Annotated in this window: 22 protein-coding genes; 18 read left to right on the forward strand and 4 right to left on the reverse strand. The window is 25.2% G+C overall.

Annotated features, from left to right (window positions below):
• Positions 1–978, reverse strand: coding sequence for a DNA-processing protein DprA (gene dprA, locus PWP28_RS00065; protein ID WP_308644018.1), 978 nt, complete (start codon positions 976–978; stop codon positions 1–3).
• 326 nt (positions 979–1304) lie between these two features.
• On the opposite strand from dprA, the gene PWP28_RS00070 reads away from it, so the two are divergent.
• From PWP28_RS00070 to PWP28_RS00100, 7 genes are read left to right on the forward strand one after another with little or no spacing between them, the layout of a single operon-like run.
• A complete protein-coding gene (locus tag PWP28_RS00070; protein ID WP_308644019.1) occupies positions 1305–2987 on the forward strand; it encodes an ABC transporter substrate-binding protein in 1683 nt (560 codons plus the stop codon).
• 51 nt (positions 2988–3038) lie between these two features.
• Positions 3039–4028 (forward strand): ABC transporter permease, encoded by a 990-nt coding sequence (locus tag PWP28_RS00075; protein WP_308644020.1) that lies wholly within the window; start codon positions 3039–3041, stop codon positions 4026–4028.
• 4 nt (positions 4029–4032) lie between these two features.
• On the forward strand, positions 4033–4899 hold the full coding sequence (locus tag PWP28_RS00080) for an ABC transporter permease (protein ID WP_264150432.1): 867 nt from the start codon (positions 4033–4035) through the stop codon (positions 4897–4899).
• A 5-nt stretch (positions 4900–4904) separates the two neighbouring features.
• Positions 4905–5894 carry an ABC transporter ATP-binding protein gene (locus PWP28_RS00085; protein WP_109604018.1) on the forward strand — a complete coding sequence of 330 codons (990 nt, stop codon included), beginning with the start codon at positions 4905–4907 and terminating at the stop codon, positions 5892–5894.
• Positions 5887–6795 (forward strand): ABC transporter ATP-binding protein, encoded by a 909-nt coding sequence (locus tag PWP28_RS00090; RefSeq protein ID WP_109604019.1) that lies wholly within the window; start codon positions 5887–5889, stop codon positions 6793–6795. The genes PWP28_RS00085 and PWP28_RS00090 overlap by 8 nt, the downstream gene beginning before the upstream one ends.
• Before the next feature lie 16 nt (positions 6796–6811).
• A complete protein-coding gene (bgaS, locus tag PWP28_RS00095) occupies positions 6812–8284 on the forward strand; it encodes a beta-galactosidase BgaS (RefSeq protein ID WP_305081753.1) in 1473 nt (490 codons plus the stop codon).
• A 50-nt stretch (positions 8285–8334) separates the two neighbouring features.
• Positions 8335–9336, forward strand: a complete 1002-nt coding sequence (locus PWP28_RS00100; RefSeq protein WP_308644021.1) for a LacI family DNA-binding transcriptional regulator — start codon at positions 8335–8337, stop codon at positions 9334–9336.
• Positions 9337–9343: 7 nt separating this feature from the next.
• Here the strand turns inward: PWP28_RS00100 and PWP28_RS00105 are convergent, their stop codons facing one another.
• The gene (locus PWP28_RS00105; protein WP_308644022.1) at positions 9344–9925 is read right to left on the reverse strand and encodes a DUF2202 domain-containing protein; all 582 of its coding nucleotides are present in this window, start codon (positions 9923–9925) and stop codon (positions 9344–9346) included.
• 277 nt (positions 9926–10202) lie between these two features.
• Here PWP28_RS00105 and PWP28_RS00110 point away from each other — a divergent pair, with 277 nt between their 5' ends.
• The 3 genes from PWP28_RS00110 to PWP28_RS00120 all read left to right on the forward strand — a co-directional run bounded on the left by PWP28_RS00110 (position 10203) and on the right by PWP28_RS00120 (position 12061).
• Positions 10203–11024 carry a hypothetical protein gene (locus PWP28_RS00110; RefSeq protein WP_308644023.1) on the forward strand — a complete coding sequence of 274 codons (822 nt, stop codon included), beginning with the start codon at positions 10203–10205 and terminating at the stop codon, positions 11022–11024.
• Between the two features lie 165 nt (positions 11025–11189).
• Positions 11190–11312, forward strand: a complete 123-nt coding sequence (locus PWP28_RS00115; RefSeq protein WP_308644024.1) for a hypothetical protein — start codon at positions 11190–11192, stop codon at positions 11310–11312.
• On the forward strand, positions 11312–12061 hold the full coding sequence (locus tag PWP28_RS00120; RefSeq protein WP_308644025.1) for a MerR family transcriptional regulator: 750 nt from the start codon (positions 11312–11314) through the stop codon (positions 12059–12061). The genes PWP28_RS00115 and PWP28_RS00120 overlap by 1 nt, the downstream gene beginning before the upstream one ends.
• An 84-nt stretch (positions 12062–12145) precedes the next feature.
• Here PWP28_RS00120 and PWP28_RS00125 read toward each other — a convergent pair whose 3' ends face one another.
• A complete protein-coding gene (locus tag PWP28_RS00125) occupies positions 12146–13504 on the reverse strand; it encodes an MATE family efflux transporter (protein ID WP_308644026.1) in 1359 nt (452 codons plus the stop codon).
• Between the two features lie 173 nt (positions 13505–13677).
• Between PWP28_RS00125 and PWP28_RS00130 the strand changes: the two genes are divergently transcribed.
• The 5 genes from PWP28_RS00130 (at position 13678) to PWP28_RS00150 (ending at position 16857) form a co-directional block, all read left to right on the forward strand.
• Complete coding sequence (locus PWP28_RS00130) at positions 13678–14526, forward strand: DMT family transporter (RefSeq protein ID WP_109604026.1); 849 nt, start codon at positions 13678–13680, stop codon at positions 14524–14526.
• Between the two features lie 204 nt (positions 14527–14730).
• Complete coding sequence (locus tag PWP28_RS00135) at positions 14731–15168, forward strand: hypothetical protein (RefSeq protein ID WP_308644027.1); 438 nt, start codon at positions 14731–14733, stop codon at positions 15166–15168.
• A gap of 89 nt (positions 15169–15257) precedes the next feature.
• Positions 15258–15533: a PspC domain-containing protein gene (locus PWP28_RS00140; RefSeq protein ID WP_109604028.1), complete on the forward strand. Its 276-nt coding sequence runs from the start codon at positions 15258–15260 to the stop codon at positions 15531–15533.
• 38 nt (positions 15534–15571) lie between these two features.
• Positions 15572–16039 carry a PspC domain-containing protein gene (locus PWP28_RS00145; protein WP_109604029.1) on the forward strand — a complete coding sequence of 156 codons (468 nt, stop codon included), beginning with the start codon at positions 15572–15574 and terminating at the stop codon, positions 16037–16039.
• On the forward strand, positions 16039–16857 hold the full coding sequence (locus tag PWP28_RS00150) for a DUF4097 domain-containing protein (protein ID WP_264150420.1): 819 nt from the start codon (positions 16039–16041) through the stop codon (positions 16855–16857). Before PWP28_RS00145 ends, PWP28_RS00150 begins: the two co-directional genes overlap by 1 nt.
• 47 nt (positions 16858–16904) lie before the next feature.
• On the opposite strand, the gene PWP28_RS00155 is transcribed toward PWP28_RS00150, so the two are convergent.
• Positions 16905–17576: a Type 1 glutamine amidotransferase-like domain-containing protein gene (locus PWP28_RS00155; RefSeq protein ID WP_264150419.1), complete on the reverse strand. Its 672-nt coding sequence runs from the start codon at positions 17574–17576 to the stop codon at positions 16905–16907.
• An 87-nt stretch (positions 17577–17663) separates the two neighbouring features.
• Here PWP28_RS00155 and aroH point away from each other — a divergent pair, with 87 nt between their 5' ends.
• The 3 genes from aroH to aroA are packed head-to-tail and all read left to right on the forward strand — an operon-like array spanning position 17664 to position 20083.
• Positions 17664–18008 carry a chorismate mutase gene (aroH, locus tag PWP28_RS00160; protein ID WP_109604032.1) on the forward strand — a complete coding sequence of 115 codons (345 nt, stop codon included), beginning with the start codon at positions 17664–17666 and terminating at the stop codon, positions 18006–18008.
• A 1-nt stretch (position 18009) separates the two neighbouring features.
• The gene (locus PWP28_RS00165; RefSeq protein ID WP_305081757.1) at positions 18010–18837 is read left to right on the forward strand and encodes a bifunctional 3-deoxy-7-phosphoheptulonate synthase/chorismate mutase; all 828 of its coding nucleotides are present in this window, start codon (positions 18010–18012) and stop codon (positions 18835–18837) included.
• Positions 18827–20083: a 3-phosphoshikimate 1-carboxyvinyltransferase gene (gene aroA, locus PWP28_RS00170; RefSeq protein ID WP_308644028.1), complete on the forward strand. Its 1257-nt coding sequence runs from the start codon at positions 18827–18829 to the stop codon at positions 20081–20083. The genes PWP28_RS00165 and aroA overlap by 11 nt, the downstream gene beginning before the upstream one ends.
• The last annotated feature ends 3 nt before the right edge of the window (positions 20084–20086 follow it).

Below are 20086 nucleotides of genomic sequence, written 5' to 3' on the forward strand. Positions count from 1 at the left end.
TTAAAGTAGAAAGTAAACACCTGATTCTTGTGAAATTATTGATTTAATTTCAAGATTCATCAATGTAGATAAAACTATTGAAACATCTTCATTGAGTTTATTGCATATTAAATCAACTGTATTTATGTTATTTTTTATTAAATCTATTAATTGATTTTCAAGAGAATTATTTGTGTTTAATTTTTCTCCAGAAATGCTTATATTAAAAATTTCTTTTAAAATTTTTTTAGATATTATAGGTGTTGCTCCAGAATATATTAAATAATTTGTTCCATATGAATTTACTCTTGTAATATCACCTGGAACTGCAAGAACATCTCTGCCAAACTCTAAAGCATAACGTGCGGTAATCAAGGATCCACTTTTTTTTGCTGCCTCTATTACTATTGTTTTATCTGAAAAACCAGCAATTATTCTATTTCTATATGGAAAAGTGTGTTTAAAAGGTGTACTACCAGGTATAAATTCTGAAATTACAAGATTTTCATCACAAAGTTTTTCATAAAGTTTTTGATTTCCTTTAGGATAAGCCGAATCTACACCATTCCCAAGAACAGCTATAGTGTTTTTAGAATTTTTATGTACAGCAGAATCTATTCCGTAAGCCATACCACTTACAGTTGTATAATCACTTAATATTTCACAAAATTCTTCAGTTGTTTTTATTCCATAAGCTGTTGGTTTTCTCGTACCCACTATAGAAACAGTTTTTGTTTTTATAAGAGAAATATCTCCTTTATAATACAAAATTACTGGAGGGTCTTTAATAATTTTTAAATTTTCAGGATAATCTGAATCCCAAAAATTAATTATTTTGATATCTTTATATTTTTTTAAATGATTATAAATATTCAATTTTTTAGAGTTGTAGTCTTCTTTAAAAACAGGAGCATTTTCTTGTCCTTGATATATTTTGATAATTTCTTCATTACTTTTTTTAAAACATTCTCTTAAAGTTATCAAATCTAAAGTATCCATAAAAATCCTCCAAATCCTTTTTAATTCATTAAGAAAATATAAAAATTGCTTTAAATATATTATAACATATTTAATATACTTTGCAAAAAATATGAAATATTTTACATTATTATAGAAATAAAAATTATGATTAAAAATATAAATCATTAAATATATTTGTATTTTTTATAAATAAATGATTAAGAAAATAAAAGGTTTGAAGAGATTAAAATGTTTATTTAACAATAAATACTTATGAAACAAATCTTTCAATAGACCTGAAACTTTTCATGAAAATTGTTTCATGCTAAAATTTTGATGAACTATGAAAAAAGGGGGGAAACAAATTGAAGAAATTTTTTAAGATTTTTTTAGTTATAAGTTTGATAGTATTTGCTTTTAATCTATCTTTTGGAGAAACTTATGATAGAAATGAAACTTTTGTTGCTGGTGGGGGGTTGTGGAATACACCAACTAATTGGAATCCTTTTACTCCATGGAATGCTACAACTGGAACCGTTGGATTAGTATATGAAACACTTTTTACTTATGATCCTCTTTCAAATAATTTGAAACCATGGCTTGCTGAAAAAGGCGAATGGATATCAGATAATGAATATCTTTTAACTCTAAAAAAAGGTATAAATTGGGCCGATGGAAATACTTTTGATTCTAATGATGTTTATTTTACATTTGATATTTCAAGAAAGTATGAATTGAGTTATTCAAATGTTTGGAATTATGTATCTGATGTTGAAATAATTGGAAAATATCAAGTTAAAATAACTTTTAAAGAATCAAGATATCATGAATGGTCATATTTTTTATATCAGCAACCTATAATGCCACATCATATATGGGAAAATATGACACAGAAAGAATTACTTGAAACAGCTAATAAATATCCAATGGGAACTGGTATGTATAAATATGATGGCGTTGGTGCCGATAGAATGATTTGGATAAGAAATGAAAATTGGTGGGGAAATAATTTGTTCGGAAAGCCTGCACCTAAAAGAATTGTTTATATGCAAATTTCAGGAAACAATGTTTCATTAGGAATGCTTATGAAAGGTGAATTGGATATTTCGAATTTCTTCATACCTGGTGTACCAAGAATAAAGTCTTTATATAATTTAACTACATATTATAAAGAAGCTCCATACATGTTACCTGAAAACGTAGCGATATTATTTATGGATGTAAACAAAAAACCTATGGATGATTCTAATTTTAGAAGAGCTGTATCTTTTGCAATAAATAGCGAGATGATAGCAGAGAAAGTTTATGAAGAACAAGTTCAACCAGCAGGATCTACAGGACTTATACCTATTGATTCTTGGAAATCTTATATAGATAAAGATATAGAAAAAAATTATGGATTTAATTATAATCCTTCAAAAGCAAAAACAATTTTAGCTGAAAATGGCTATAAAGATATAAATAAAGATGGTTATGTAGAAACACCAGATGGAAAAACAATAAGTCTTGAACTTGTTGTGCCTAATGGCTGGACAGATTGGATGGAAGCGGCAAAAATAATAGCATCTGGATTGAGAGAAGTTGGAATAAATGTTAATGCAAAATTCCCAGATTATTCTGTTTTTCTATCTATGAGACAAAAGGGTGGATTTGATATGCTTATAGATAATGCAAGTTCAAGTGTATCTAAAACACCTTGGACATATTGGAATTGGGTAGCTTCAAATAGAATATATACAAATGAAATAACTCAAGGTAATTGGGGAAGATATGAAAATAAAGATTTATTTGATTTGATTATAAAATTTAATTTTGCAAAAGAAGGATCTTCAAATAGTAAAGAAATAGCATCAAATATAGAAAAAATATTATTAGAAGAAATGCCTTCAATACCATTATGGTATAACGGTATGTGGTTCCAAGGTTCTACTTCTTATTGGACAAACTATCCAACAGAGGATAATCCTATAGGTTATCCAAGTACTTGGGGGGGAAAATGGCAAATAGGTGGTTTAAATATGCTTTTAAATATGAAACCTGCCAATTAAAATAACAGGCTCCTCGGAGCCTGTTTTTATTCAATATTGAAGGAGGATAAAATGGGTAAATATCTCAGAAAAAAAATAATTATATATATGATAACTTTTTTCTTTGCTGTTACATTAGATTGGGCAATTCCAAGATTTATGCCAGGAGATCCTATATCTATGCTTCTTTCGAGGTTTAATGGTCTTGAAAATAGTAGTGAGATAGTTAGAAGCACTTTTACTAGATCTTTTGGACTTGATCAACCATTGTTGACTCAATATTTTAGTTTTTGGAAATCCTTGTTTACAGGTGATCTCGGTATAAGCATTTACTTATATCCAAAGAAAGTTTCAGAAATAATTTCTCAAGCACTTGTATATGATATTTTGCTTTTAATACCTGCAATACTTTTAAGTTGGGTTGTTGGTAATAAACTTGGAGCAAGATCAGGTGTAAACAAAAAAGTTGATAATATAATGATGCCATTTTTTTATGTTTTAACATCTTCGCCTTATTTCTGGTTTGCCGTTTTATTAGTGTTCTTTTTTGGAGTTAAGTTAGAGTGGTTTCCAATCAATGGAGCATATAGTAATATAATGGTCCCAGGATTAAGAATGGATTTCATATTGGATTTTTTACATCATTGGATTTTACCATTTTTATCACTTTTTATAGTTATGTTAGGTGGATGGGCAATAGGAATGAGAAATATGATCATTTATGAAATGGGTTCAAATTACTCAAAATATATGGAATCATTGGGAAGTTCTGAAAAACTTATAAGAAAATATGCATTTAGAAATGCAATACTTCCACAAGTAACAGGTCTTGCACTTCAATTGGGAACTATAGTTGCCGGAGCATTTACAACAGAAATAGTTTTTTCATATCCTGGAATAGGTTATACGCTTTTGAAAGCTATTTTAAATCAAGATTATTTTCTTGTTCAAGGCTGTTTTTTATTCATTGTAATAGGAGTATTAGTTGCAAATTTCCTCGTAGACATAGTATACATGTTAATAGATCCACGAGTTAGATTTTCTTTCTCTGGGGAGGTTTGATAAAATGAGTTTTATAGAAAAAATTAAAAAAAATGACAATTTATATTTTGCATTGAGGAATAAAAAAGTTATAATAGGGATTTCAATATTTTTATTCCTTTTAATAGTAGCAATTTTTGGTCCTTTAATAGCTCCTTATGATTATGAAGAGTTTGCAGGGCAACCATATTTAAGTCCTTCATTAGAACATTTTATGGGAACGAGTATATTTGGGAGAGATATATTTTCTCAAGTTATTTATGGACTTAGATCTACTTTTGTAGTTGGTTTTATAGGAGGTACTATAGGAACTATAATAGGCTTGATAATAGGTTTTTTTGCAGGATATAAAAGCGGTTCTTTTCTTGATGAATTATTGATGATGATGACTAATATGTTGCTTGTAATACCAACAATAGCTTTATTAATAATATTATCGGCATATTTACCTTATAGAGGTGTAGTTACTCAAAGTATGATAATTGGATTTACATCATGGCCTTGGGTTGCAAGAGCCGTACGTTCACAAACTCTATCATTAAGAAATAAAGAGTTTGTCAATCTTTCAAGAATTTCTGGAGCATCATCTTTTAAAATAATAAAAGATGACATAGCTTATAACATGTTTTCATATGTATTTATGGTTTATATTTTGCAATTTGCAGGTGCAATTTTGACTTCTGTTAGTCTTGATTTTATAGGATTAGGTCCTACAAGAGGAATTTCATTGGGACTTATAATGCAAAATGCTGTGAATTGGAATGCAATACAATTAGGTCTTTGGTGGTGGGCTATATTACCAGGAGTTATATTGACTGTTTTAGTGACTTCTCTTTATTTTATAAATACGGGACTTGATGAAGTCTTTAATCCTACATTGAGAGAGATGTGATTTATATGAATGATAAAATACTTGAAGTTAAAGATTTGAAACTTTATTATAAAACATTAAGGGGATATGTCAAAGCTATAGATGGAATTGATTTTGAAATAAAAAAAGGAGAAATATTAGGTGTTGCTGGGGAATCTGGATGTGGTAAATCCACTCTTGGAAATGGATTAATTCTCTTGAAAAAGCCTTTAAATTATATATCTGGAGAAGCTATTTTAAATGGAACAAATATTATGAATTTAAAAAATAAAGAAATGAATAAATTAAGATTTAAAAATTTATCTATAATACCTCAATTTGCTATGGATGCTTTTAGTCCAACTAAAAAAATAAAAATATTTATTTCTGATATAGTTTCTCAGCATGGAATAAATCCAGATAAAAATTTTTTTGACAAAGTAAAAGAAAGATTGAGTTTAGTGAACTTATCACCATCTATTTTGGATAATTACTCAATAGAACTTTCTGGAGGTATGAAGCAAAGACTTGTAATGGTAATATCAACTCTTTTAGATCCGGATTTGCTAATATGTGATGAAGTTACTTCAGCTTTAGATGTTAGTTCTCAGAGATTTGTTGCAAATATGATATCTGATTTCAGAGATAGAAAAATAATCGGATCTGCCATGTTTATAACTCATGATTTATCAATATTATACCAAGTTGCTGATAGAATAATGATTATGTATGCTGGTCATGTAGCAGAAATAGCGGACTCTGATATCATAATAAAGTCTCCAAAACATCCATATACAAAAGCTTTAATATCTTCATTACCTAAAAACAATGTTCAGTATATTAATGAAAAACTCAAAGGAATAGAAGGTACACCTCCAAATCTTTTGAATATAGGAGACGGTTGTAGATTTAGGTTTAGATGTAAATATGCAACAGAAATATGTTCTAAAGAAACCCCAATTCAAAAGAAAATAGATGAAAATCATGTAATTTCTTGTTGGAATTACAAACAGATCGAAGGTGATAAAAATGCCTAATACTTTGATGAAAGTAGAAAATTTACAAAAAGATTTTTCAATAGGAATTTTATCTAAGAAAAAAATTCATGCAGTTAATAATATTACATTTGAAATAAAAAAGGGAGAGATAATATCCCTTATAGGAGAAAGTGGAAGTGGAAAAACAACAATTGGAAAACTCATATTAAGATTATTAAAACCTTCATCAGGGAATATTTATTATAAAGATAAGGATATAAATTTAGAATATAAAGATAAAAGAAAATATTATAAAAAGGTTCAAGGTATTTTTCAAGATCCATTTGCATCATTTAATCCGCTTTTTAAAATAGATAGAATATTTGATATGATATTTAAAAATTTTATTGGAGAAAGTAAAAATAAAAATGAGAAAATAAGGGATTCTTTAGAATGTGTTGGAATGAATCCGGAATTCATATTGAAAAAATATCCTCATCAATTAAGTGGTGGTCAACTTCAAAGACTTTTAATAGCAAGAGCTTTGATAATGGATGTTGATGTTCTAATTGCTGATGAATTAATAAGTATGTTAGATGCATCCACAAGAATAGATGTTTTGAATCTTCTTGCAAAAATATGTAAAGAAAAAGGTATGGCTGTATTGTTTATAACACATGATCTTTCACTTGGATACTATATAAGTGATACAACTCTTATAATGCATAAGGGTAATCTTGTTGAAAAAGGAGAAACATCTCTTGTTTATAATAATCCAATTCATCCATATACAAAAATGCTTTTAAAGTCTATACCGGATATAGGAAACAAATGGAATAAAAATGAAAAATTTTTACCAGAAGATATAAATAAAAAAGTAGAAGAATTTTATAAAAGTTCAAAAGATAAAAAGGGATTTATAGAAGTTGAAAAAAATCATAATGTTTTATTCAGTTTATAGATATGGAGGTATTTAAATGTACAAGTTTGAAAAAGATTTTTTATGGGGATTTTCTATTTCAGGATTTCAATTCGAAATGGGAGATAAATCTGGTAAATATATAGACAAAAATACAGATTGGTATAAATGGGTTAATAATAGTTTGAATATAGAGAATGGTATTGTTAGTGGAGATAAACCTGAGGATGGTCCAGATTATTTTAACTATTATGAAGAAGATCATTCATATATGAAAAAGATGGGTTGCAATATATTAAGACTGGGTGTCGAATGGTCTAGGATTTTTAAAGAAAGCACAAAAGATATAAAAGTTGATATTTTAAGAGAAAAAAAGGATATAATAGATATAAAAATTACTGAAGAAACTATAAAAGAGTTAAAGAAAATAGCGGATAAGAAAGCTATAGAAGATTATAAAAATATTATGAATGATGCCAAAAATAAAGGAATGAAAATATTTTTAAACTTATGGCATTTCACATTACCGTTATGGATACATGATCCAATAAAAGTAAATAATTTAAGACAGGGCCCTTTTGGATGGGTTGATGAAGATACAATAATAGAGTTTGTAAAATATGCAGCATTTATGGCTTATGAATTTGATGAAATAGTTGATTATTGGAGTACTGAAAATGAACCTCAAGTAGTTTCTTCTTTGGGATATTTGAATTGTATGGCTGGATTTCCTCCTGCTATAATGAATGAACTTTATTATATCAAAGCATTAAAAAATCAAGCACAAGCACATGCAAGAGCTTATGACTCGATGAAAAACTATACAAAAAAACCTATAGGATTAATATATGCTTTTACTTGGGCGACAACCTTAGATGAGAATAAAAGTATATGTGATGAAGCAATGTATAAATCTGCATATTATTTTATGGATATGATAACAAAAGGAGTATATAAAGAAAATTTTGAAGATGAAAAAAGATATAGAAAAGATCTTGAAAAAAGATGTGATTTTATAGGAATTAATTACTATTCGAGAACAATGTTTGAAAAAACATCTCATGATATAAAATCAATTTCCGGATATGGGCAAAGTTGTGTTGGAATGAGTAAATCTAAAGATAATAGACCGGTTTCTGATATTGGTTGGGAAATATATCCAGAGGGATTAAAGGAATTACTTTTAGCCTTAAAAGAAAGATATAATAAACCTATGATAATAACAGAAAATGGATTATCAGATGAAGAAGATATCTCTCGAAAAAATTATTTAATAAGTCATTTAATAATGATGAATGAAGCTATAAAAGAAGGAGCAGATGTTTTTGGTTATCTTCATTGGAGCTATTCAGATAATTATGAATGGGCAAAAGGATTGAATAAAAGATTTGGCATTATAAGTATTGATTTTAAAACTAAAAAAAGGACACCAAGACCTTCTTATTACATATTTAAAGAAATAATTAAAAATAATGAAATACCTGATGATATGATTGATTTTGCAAAATTTCCATATAATTATTTAAAATAAACTCCGAATTTTTTCGGAGTTTTAGGTTATATTTAAATAGAGGTGAAAAAATGACAACGCTTAGAGATATTTCAAAATATTCTGGAATTTCTATAACAACAATATCAAGAGTATTAAATGGAAAGAAAAATGTTTCAGAAGAAACTAGAAAAAAAGTTTTAAAAATTTTGAAAGAATTTGGTTATACGAGAACAGATATGTTAAAAAAATCATCAAAAAAAACTATAGGAGTATTAATTCCAAATATTAGAGGACAACATTATAATATAATAGTTGATGGTATAGAAAAACAATTATTGGAACAAAATTATGAAATGTTTTTAACTACAACCAACAGTCTTTTAAAAAAAGAAGTAGCTGTTTTAGATGAACTTCTTTTAAGAAAAGTAGATGGAATAATTATTTGTACATCTAAAGAAGATGAAAATTATATAGAAAAATTAATAAATTCTGCTATTCCAGTTGTAGTTGTTGATAGAAAAGATAGTGAAATTCAAATAGATTCAGTTAGCATAGATAATTATAATTCTGGATTAAAAGCAGTTGAATATCTTTATAAAAAAGGTCATAAAAAAATACTCTTTATTACTGGAGATAAAACAATTTATTCTTTTTCTGAAAGAAAAAAAGCTTTTATTGATTATGCATATAAGAAAAAAGATCTTGATATTTATTTTGAAAAAGGTGGATATAAAGCTGAACATGGATATAATGCCACAAAAAAGTACTTAGAAGATGAAAGAGATAGAGTTACAGCCATATTTTATACTAATGATTGGCAAGCAATGGGAGGAATAAAATGTTTGCATGAAAAAGGAATCAAAATACCTGAAGAAATATCTGTAATGGGTTTTGATGATGATTTTTATTCAGCTTATACATATCCCGCTCTTACTACTATAGCTCAGCCAAGAACAGAAATAGGTGTTAATGCTGCAAATTTATTAATTGAAAGAATAGAGAATAGATGTAAAAGTGCAGTTAAAAGAAAAATATTATTACCCACAATTTTAAAAGAAAGAGAATCTGTAATTAAAATAAAAAGCCTTTAAAGGCTTTTTATTTTATTAATTTATAGAATTCGTCTTCAGATAAATATATTGGTGAATATTGTGAATTTAATTTTTCTATATTCTTCATAAAAGAGTTTAAATGGTTTACAGAACCTTTTTCAAGATTATTGAACACAAATATTATATCTTCATTATCTATATAATTTAAAGAATCTCTGATATCTTTAATATCTAATTCTTCAATCATGGCTCCAATTTTTAAAGCATCAATATATGAATTGCTTCCTTTTTCGATTAAATCATTATAAATGTTTTGTAATTCTTCATTTTCAAATACTCCAGCAGAGTTTATAAAAGGATCTTCTAAATTATATTTTTCTATAATATTTTTTACAGAATCTGTATGTTTTTGCTCGCTATTTGAAATATTATAAAAAATTTTTGAATTATATAGATTGGCAAAATAGTCATAAACATCTCTTGCTAATTTTTCTTCTTCTCTCATTAATAAAATAGCATTTATTTCATCAGAACTGAGAGATTCTTTTGAAGTAAAAATATTATTAGTCTCCGCAAAGAAAATACTTAAAGTAAATAAAACAATTAATAAAGTAAAAATTTTTTTCATAAAAATCGCCTCCTTTGAATTTTGTTTCTTATATATATTATTATATATATTATTTAAAGGAAATATAAAATAAAAAGTAAAAAAATGTGATTATATATAAAAATTATGTGATAATAGTTAAAAATATAATAATAATAAAATGCGATTTATTATGAATCACTTTATACAATAATTAAAATTTTCACAATATTATTGAATAGATAAAGCTTCTTTCATATATTAATACTATAATTAATATGATATATAACACTATAATTTTTTGAAAGAAGGGTTAAAAATGGTTAGTTCTGGAGAAATACTTAGAAAGATAAAAAGTATAAGACCAGATTTAATTATAAATAATTATATTTTTGATGCTCGTCACGAAGATTTTTATAAAGCTATAATAAATGATAGAGAAGTATTTAAATTTGCTAAGCAAGAGCTTAATGGAATGGAATGTGTTATAAAAAATAAGATGAAATTATCTGAAAAGATAGAATTTAAAATACCAAAAATTCTTGAATATAGAATCTCTAAAATGGATATACTTGATAATTATTACTATTATAGAATAGAGGGGAATCCTATAAAAGAAAATAAAGATATTTATGAAAAAATACTTAAATCTTTATCTCAGCTTCATTCGGTTTCTCCAGAAATATTAGATTATAGAATACCTCTTAGAAATTCTAAAGATAAGATAATAGAAATTTATAAAGAAGCTAAAAAAGAAGTTTTTCCCTATTTAAAAAAAGATGAAATAGAATATTTAAAATATAATTTTGATAAATTCATAGATTTAAAAAATGACATTCAAATAGGTTGTAAATTAATTCATGGAAGTTTAAATAAATTTAAAATATATGAAAATGAGAATCAAGAAATTTTTTTAGATGATTTTGATGGTATAAAACTCGGAGATCCAGCATTAGACGTTTATCCGATGATAGATGCATTTGGAAAAGAATTTCTTGAACTTGCTTACAAAAATTATGATAAAAAACTTATAGATAAAGCTATATTTTATAGTAAAATAAATAAATTAAAACAAAAAATAATTATAAAAAAAGAAAAAGATGAAGAAGAATTTTTAAAAATAATAAAAAAATTCGCATAAAGCATTACTTTTATAAGTAATGCTTTTTTATTTATTAAGAATAGAGTTAGAATTATTATTAATATAAATATTTTATAATATATAATAATTTAACAAAAAATAACTTGACCTTCCTATCGGGGGAACATTTATAATTTTTATAAATACTTTAGGAGGTGTAATAGGATGAGAAAATTAAAAGATTTTAATCGTAAAGAAATCAAAAGATTCAACATGAGAAATAATATTATTATTTTGAGGCTAACTTTTTATTTTTTAAGTAAAAAAATGATTGAAGGTGATATTTAATGTATAGTATAGGTGAATTTTCATTAATCTCAAAATTATCTAAGAAAACTTTGAGATATTATGATGAAATAGATTTATTGAAACCTTGTGAAATAAATAGAGATAACGGGTATAGATATTATGATGAAAAACAGTTTATATTATCAAAAGAAATTCTTAATTATAAAAACTTGGGTTTATCATTAGATGAAATAAAAAAAATAATATATAATTCAAATATAGAAATTTCAAAAATATTGAATAATAGATTATTAGAAATAGAAGATCAGATAAAAATATTAAAATTACAAGAAGAAAAAATAAGAATACTGGTTTCTGGAGAGTATAGTAATACGGAATATAATTATAATATAAGTTTTGAAAAAGTTGAGTTTAAAAGTGGCTATATTTTTAAAATTAAAACAAATATAAAAAATAATGAATATGGAAAAGAAATAGGTTATTTTTATGAAAAAATAAACAAAAATAATATTGAAATAATTTCAAAACATATGATGAAAATAGATTTAAATAGAGAAAAAAACGATTTGGAAATTTTTGCATTTTCAAAAAATAAAAATCCTTACACTGAAAAATTTGAAAGATGTGATGCTATAAAAGTTTTATGTGAAAATTTAGAAGATAAATCAATATATTATAAATCTTTATTTGACTATTCCAAAGATAATGATATAAATATAAAATTTATAATAGAAGAATATTTTGTTATTAGAGGAAAAATTAGATTAAATATATATATGTGTTATTAGAAAAAGTTATGATAAACAAGAAATTCTATATAAATAAAACCTTGACTATAAAATATCCTTAGTCAAGGTTTTGATTTTTTTAATTTAAATAGAATTATTTAAGCATTTTTTATTCAAAAATTTCTTTATAAAGAATGCAAACCATATAGCAATTACTATACCTTTTAACATACTTGTTAAACTTATTGTCCACCAAACACCATTTAAGCCAATCTGATTTGATAAGAAAATAGCTATAGGAATTCTCAAAGATGTGAATATTATACTCACTAAAGAAGGTGGAATTGTATTACCAAGACCATTGAAAGCTCCCATCGTTGTTATTTCAATTGTCATGAGTATTTGAGAATAAGCTTGTATTCTTAAATAATCAGCACCTTCAAATATAGCTTCAAAATCTCCAGGAATGAATAATGCAAAAATATTATCTCCAAGAAAAAGAAAAAGCATTGTGGCAAAAGCACCAATACTCATAGATATAGTTAAAGCTGAAAAATATCCTTTTAATATTCTATTAGGTTTATTGGCCCCATAGTTTTGACCTGTAAAAGAACTTAATGCTGTAGCTATACCACCTGCTGTCATCCAAGAAATAGATTCTATTTGAGCACCTACTTTTTGTACAGCAATTGCAACGGCACCCCATTGTGATATTATTCTTGCTATATTCATGGAAATGAATGCAAAAAGTCCATTCTGTAAAGCTACTGGAAATCCAAGTTTTATGATTTTTAAAGCATGAATTTTATCAGGCATTCTAAAAAAACGCATAGTATTTAAAGGATATCCTTTAATATTTACTTTATATAAAAATAAAATAAAAACAAACATTTGAGATAAAACAGTTGCATAAGCTGCACCAGCTTCATATAATTTAAATCCATATATGAAAAGTGGATCAAGAATTATATTCATAAATAATCCATAAGTATTGTATTTGAAAGGGGTTGTACTATCACCATAACCATTTAAAATTCCAGTAAAAACTGGATTAATAAATGCAAAGATCATTCCATAACTTACAATATTTAAATATCTTATAGAACTTTCTACTACATTTTTGTTGGGAATATTAAAAAAATTTATTAAAGGAGCTTTAAAAATAATTAAAAATACAGAATAAATCAAAGCTAATATGAAACCTATAGTTAAAGCATTTTGAGCATATAATCTTGCATTTTTCATATCATTTTTTCCAACAGACTGAGAAACAGTTATTTCACTACCTGTTTTTGGCATAAGAGAAAGAGAATTAGAAAACCACATAAAAAAACCAGCAGTTCCAACTGCTGCTACTGCATTACTTCCCATTTTACCAATCCAATATATATCTGTTAAATTATATGCCATCTGTAAAAAAGATGTACCTACAATTGGTAAGGAAAGTTTAACCAATGACTTAAAAATGTTTGAATTTGTTAAATCAACTTTTTTGTCTTTCATATCTTCACGCACCTTGCTAAATTTATTATTATGTTTAATATAAAATACTATTTTTATATTAAATATAGTACGGACAAAATATAAATAATTCGTTAAACGAATTAAATTTAATAAAATCTTATTTATTTTGATATAATTGAATAAATTTATTATAAAAAATATTGGAGGAAAATATGTCAAGACAATCTAAAGCTTTTATAAATCTCATATTTGTTACTTTAATATGGGGCTCAACATTTCCAATACAAAAAATAGCGATACAAGGCATGTCTTCTTTTGCTTTTTTAGCGATAAGATATTGGTTAGCGGCTATATTAAGTATATTAATTTGGAAAAAGCAATCTTTTAAATACGGATTTATAATAGGTATATTTACTTGTATAGGTCAAACAACACAAACATATGGTCTACAATTTACAGATGCTTCTAAAAGTGGTTTTATAACATCTCTTTATATAATATTTGTACCGTTATTTTCGTACTTAATAGAGAAAGAGAAATTAAAGAAGAAACAAATAATAGGATTACCTATAGCTATAATTGGTTCTTATATGCTTTCTGGAGGAATAAAAGGATTCAATTTCGGAGACTTTTTAACGATTATCTCTGGAATATCTTTTGCAATACAGATGGTTTTAATGACTAAATATTCTAAAAAAGTATCAGAAACATCTTTATTAACCTGGCAATTTGTAGCAGTGGCAATATTAAATACAATTTTTTCTATAGGAAAGAATTGGAATGTAAGTATATTTGCTATGTCTGCAAGTATTTATATGGTATTAATTGCAACAATATGGACTACACTCGCTCAATTGAAATATCAAAAAGTGGTTAGTACAAATACAACAGCTTTAATATTTATAGGAGAGCCTGTTTTTTCAGCAGTATTTTCATTCATAATTTTAAAAGAAAGATTTTCATTTATGCAATGGATCGGTGCTTTAATAATGATATCAGTTTTAATAATGATATCTGTAAATTGGGTTAAATATAAAAAAACTAGATCATTCAGTAACTAAAAATAAAGAGGTAGCTTTAAAAGCTACCTCAATTTGAAATCACCTTATCTGTAGTAATCAAACTACCACCTCCCTTACTTTTAGGGATTAGCGCGCAATATTTCTCATCCGGATATATATATTATATCATTAAATTTAATAAAAAGCAAATATTAATGAAATTAAAAGCATTTTTTGTTATTATAATCTTTGGAGGTGTTTATTATGAAAAAAAATTATTTTGTATTTATTTTTATTTTGCTATATCCTATTTTTATTTTTTCATTAAAAGCAGATAACCTTATGATCTTTGGGAAGGATATCTTTGATTTTGATGAAGTAAAAAATATAAGTGTGATTTTTAAAATGGAAAAAAAAGATTTTAGAGATTATGATTATTTTGTAGAATTTAAAGCTGATTTTGAAAAGAGAGATTCAAAAATATTCAAGATGAAATATGATGAAACTAAGGTTTCAAATAATTTTTCTGAATTAGTAAATGAAGAAAATTATATTCAAAGAGGTACTGAATATATCTTAATAAAAGAAGAAGAAATATATAAATTTAATTTGAATTTTTTTCAATTTATTAAACAAAATATAAAATCGAGCCAAGTTTTAGATTTTTATACTATAGCTCTTGATACAATATATTCATATTAATATAACTTGATTTTTTATTAAAATATGTGTTATAATAAAAATAAGGTGTTATATAAAACTAATACACTATAATGGATAGAGGTGATAATATGAATAAAAGACTTTATAAATCAATATCAGACAGGAAAATTTCTGGAATTTGTGGTGGAATAGCTGAATATTTTAATATTGATCCAACCATAATTAGATTATTATTTTTTGCATTAATTTTTGCTGGAGGTTTTGGAATAATAGCTTATATTGTTGGAATGATAATAATACCAGAAAAAACTATTATATATGGAGAAAAAAATTTTAAAGAAGATTTTAAAGAAGATTTTGATTATAAAAAAAAATATGAAGAACAAAACAAAGAAAATTTTTAATTATATTTTTTATATTTATTAATATGGAGGTGTGATGTATGAACAGACTTTATCGTTCTAAAACAAATAGAATTTTTGCTGGTGTATGTGGTGGATTGGGCGATTATTTTAATGTTGATCCAGTTTTAATAAGGTTAATATGGTTTGCATCTATTTTTGCTTGGGGAACTGGATTATTAGTATACATAATTGCTGCTATAATAATTCCAAATGAACCAATAGGTTATACAAGAGAAAGAGAAGAAGAATATAGACAATACGGTTCTTTTAATCAAGAATCAACAAAAAATTCTACATCTCAAAAAATTAATAATAAAGATGAAGGAAATCCAGAAATTTTTAAGGCTATAGTTGCTATAATAATAATTTTTGTTGGAGCATCATTACTCTTTAATATATTCGTACCTTTTGATTTTTTTGCAAAGGCTTGGAAAATATTGATAAGTATAATATTAATATCACTTGGAGGATATATGATGTATTCTTCTGTTAAGGGGAGAAAATGATGAGGGCGATAATTGGTCTTTTAATATTATTGATAGGAGTACTTTTACTAACTGGATTTTTTAATACTGGAATATTGTTTAGAATGATATTTAATTTTTTTAGACTGTGGCCGATCTTTTTCGTTTTCATAGGAATCTCAATTTTGTCAAGTATAAAAGGTTTAAGATGGATGAAATATGTGAATTATTTGCTTGGTATATTTTTTGCAATATATATAGTTTTTATGCCTCTTGAGAGCAGATTTTTTGATTTTAATTCGGAAAATAGAAACTTTGAAATATTGAATACAGAGAGTAAAAATGTAGATATAGATATAGATTATCCATCAGTAGTGCTTGCGATTGAAGTAAAAGATATAGACCAAATATCGATTGAATACGATTCAGATGATTTAAAACCAGATATAAAAATTCTTAATGATAAAATAAAAATAGATTATGATGATAATTTTCTTAAAGGAACAAATAGATATATAACCTTGGTTTTACCAAAAGATAAAAATTACAAAATAGATATTGATAGTGCTTATGCAGACTTAAGAGTTAAAGATAATTATTCCAGTATAAATGAAATACATTTTGATACTGCGATAACAAGATTACATTATGAAAATCAAGGAGATATGAAATATCTTAAATTAATATCAAATTCAGCAATTTTTAAGGCTGATATAGATGTTTTAGAAAATACAAGATATGATTATAATAAATCAACGGCAATATTTACAAGAAATATAAATGGAATGAACAGAGATAGAGATATGCCACAACTCTATTTAGATATAAACACTGCAATTTCGAATATTGATATATATTAATTAAAGAATGATTTTCATTGTACTTTAATGAAAATCATTTTTTTTATTTATTTTTTGAATTCTATCACATCACCTAATAATTTTATAGTATTATTATTTATTATAAGTCCGCCTTCATTAGTTAAAGCATATACTTTTTCAACTTTTTCTTTTAAAGCTCTTTTTATAGAATCATTTTGAGATTTAGTATCATTATAATGAACTTCTATCATGAAATTACTATTTATTAATTTTAATCCATCATAATAGTTGAATTTATCATATCCAAAATTTTCATCTGGAGAAGCAAAATATTCATTAAATTGCATCAATGCTCCAGCACTTGCACCTATTACAACTTTTGATTTTTTAATAGAATTCACAAGATTTTTTTTAATAATCCTTTTTACAGCTTTTTCTGTATAACCTCCAGTTAAAAATACAATATCAGATTTTTCAATTATACTAATCATTTCATCATTATTCTGAGCATAGTAATTTAACCATTTTATATTATTTTCTTTAATATTGAAATCTAAAAATTGTTTTATTATTATATTATAATAGCTTCCAGTTTCTTTTGAATAAGCTTTTTGCCATTCTGTATCATTAGAAATTTCATTTTCTGAGAATGAAAAAGGAATTATAACAACATTATAATCACTATTTAAATATTTAAAAACTTCATTCTTTATCCAATTTTCATTTAATCTATATTCACTCAACAGTATATTTACCATTAAATCACCTTCTTATTTTTAAAATTAATATATATATGATAACATAACTTTATAATTTTAAAAAAATTATAAATGGAGAAGATAATTATGAATGTTATAAGGGGAGCTACATCGATAAAATTTAATGACTATGATTCTATAAAAAAAAGTATTTTAGAACTTTATAATGAAATATTAAATAAAAATAAAATAGAAAAAGTGTATAGTATAATAGCAACAGTTACACCGGATATAACAGCCTTTAATCCTGTAACTTTTTTGAGAAAAGAATTTAATTTAAACGATGTAGCATTTATGTGTGTACAAGAAGCAATGTTTGAAAATTCACCAAAAAAAATTATAAGGCTTTTAATAAATTGTGAAAGTGAAACTTCTAATTTCATTTATTTAAATGAAGCAAAAAAATTAAGACCAGATTTAATGGGAGAGTAAAATGTCTAAATTAATAGTTGAAAAAAAAGATAAATTTGAAAAAGGTATAGATATAAAAATAGATACTACTATTATAAGTCAGAATAATATGACTTTTATAGCAGGTCCTTGTTCTGTTGAAGATAAAATAATCATGGATGAAATTGCTCACTTTTTAAAAGAACAAAGTGTTTTTTTTATAAGAGGAGGAGCTTATAAGCCAAGAACTTCACCATATTCATTTCAAGGTTATGGTGTAAAAGGTCTTGAGATAATAAGAGAAGTTGCAAATAAATATAAATTAAAAGTTGTAACAGAAGCAAATAGCGAAAAAAATTTAGAAATGGTGAAAAAATATTCAGATATAATACAAATTGGTTCAAGAAATTCACAAAATTTTGAATTATTGAAACAAGTTGCAAAAACTGACAAACCGATACTTTTAAAAAGAGGTTTTATGAATAATCTAGAAGAATTTATTTATTCAGCAGAATATATAGCAAAAGAAAATAATAAAAATATAATATTATGTGAAAGAGGAATAAGAACATTTGAAAATTCAACACGTAATACATTAGATATATCATCAATTCCTCTTTTAAAACAAAGAACAATTCTTCCAATCATCTCTGATCCAAGTCATGCAGCTGGAAGAAGAGATATAATAGAAGAATTAACTTATGCTTCTATTGCTGCTGGAGCAAATGGAATAATGCTTGAAATACATCCAAAACCTGAAATTGCAATATCAGATTCAAATCAAACGATTGATTTTAGAACATTTGAAAGAATATATAAAAACTCTCAAGCCTTATTTAAAATTATTCAAGAGGTTAATCATGAAAAGTGAGAAAATACTTCCTTTAAAAAAAGTAAAAAAAATTATATATATTCCTTATGATAAATCTATAACACATAGAGGTCTTATATTTTCAGTTATATCTAAAAATAAAAGTGTTATAATAAATCCTTTAAAAGCTTTAGATACATTGAGTACATTAAAAATTCTAACAAAACTTGATTGTAAAATAACAGAAAAAAATGACTACTTAGAAATAATTCCACCAAAAAAAATACTTTCTTTAGTACCACTTGATTGTGGGAATTCTGGAACGACTGCAAGACTTATGATTGGAATGTTATCTTCTTTAAAAGGTTCTTTTCAATTGATAGGTGATGATTCTCTATCTAAAAGACCTATGAAAAGAATAATAGAACCAATATTAAAAAATGGTGGAGAAATAATATCTGAAGATAATTTTTTGCCAATAATTATAAAAGGTAAAAAAATAAAAAAAATAGAATATGATTTAAAAATTGCAAGTGCACAAGTTAAAAGTGGTCTGATACTATGTGGTTTAAATTGCAAAGAACAGTCTATTATACGGGGAAGAATAGATAGTAGAGATCATACAGAAAGAATATTGAGTGCTTTTAATTGTGATTTACAAATAAACTCAAAAAATATAATAATAAATCCTTCGAGGCCAAAAGATATAGTACTAAAAATCCCTGGAGACTTCTCATCTGCTTCTTTTTTTATAACTCTTGGTGTTCTTCATAAAAATGCTGAAATAATATTAAAAAATATAGGATTAAATCCTTCAAGAACAGGATATTTAAATATTTTAAAAAAAATGGGTGCGGATATAGAAATAAATTTAAAAGATGATATAGAACCTTATGGAGATATAAAAGTGAGAAGTTCAAAATTAAAAAATGTGAATATACCTAATGAAATTATTCCTAATATCATAGATGAAATACCTCTATTATCACTTTGTGGAGCATTATCTCAGGGTGAATTTAAAATAAATGATATATCAGAATTAAGATTAAAAGAAAGTGATAGAATAAGATCTATAACAGAAAATTTTAAAAATATAGGTTTAAAAGTAATTGAGAAAAATGAAACTTTAATTATAAAAGGTGATCAAAAAATAAAGGGAGGAATTTTTAACTCTTTTAAAGATCATAGAATAGCAATGCTCGGAGGAATTTGTGGTTTGCTGAGTGAAGAAGGAGTTGAAATAAAAGATTCTGAATGTGTAAATATATCTTTTCCAAATTTTTTTGATATAATAAAACAATTATGATCA

The organism is Oceanotoga sp., assembly GCF_030445905.1.
GTDB lineage: Bacteria > Thermotogota > Thermotogae > Petrotogales > Petrotogaceae > Oceanotoga > Oceanotoga teriensis.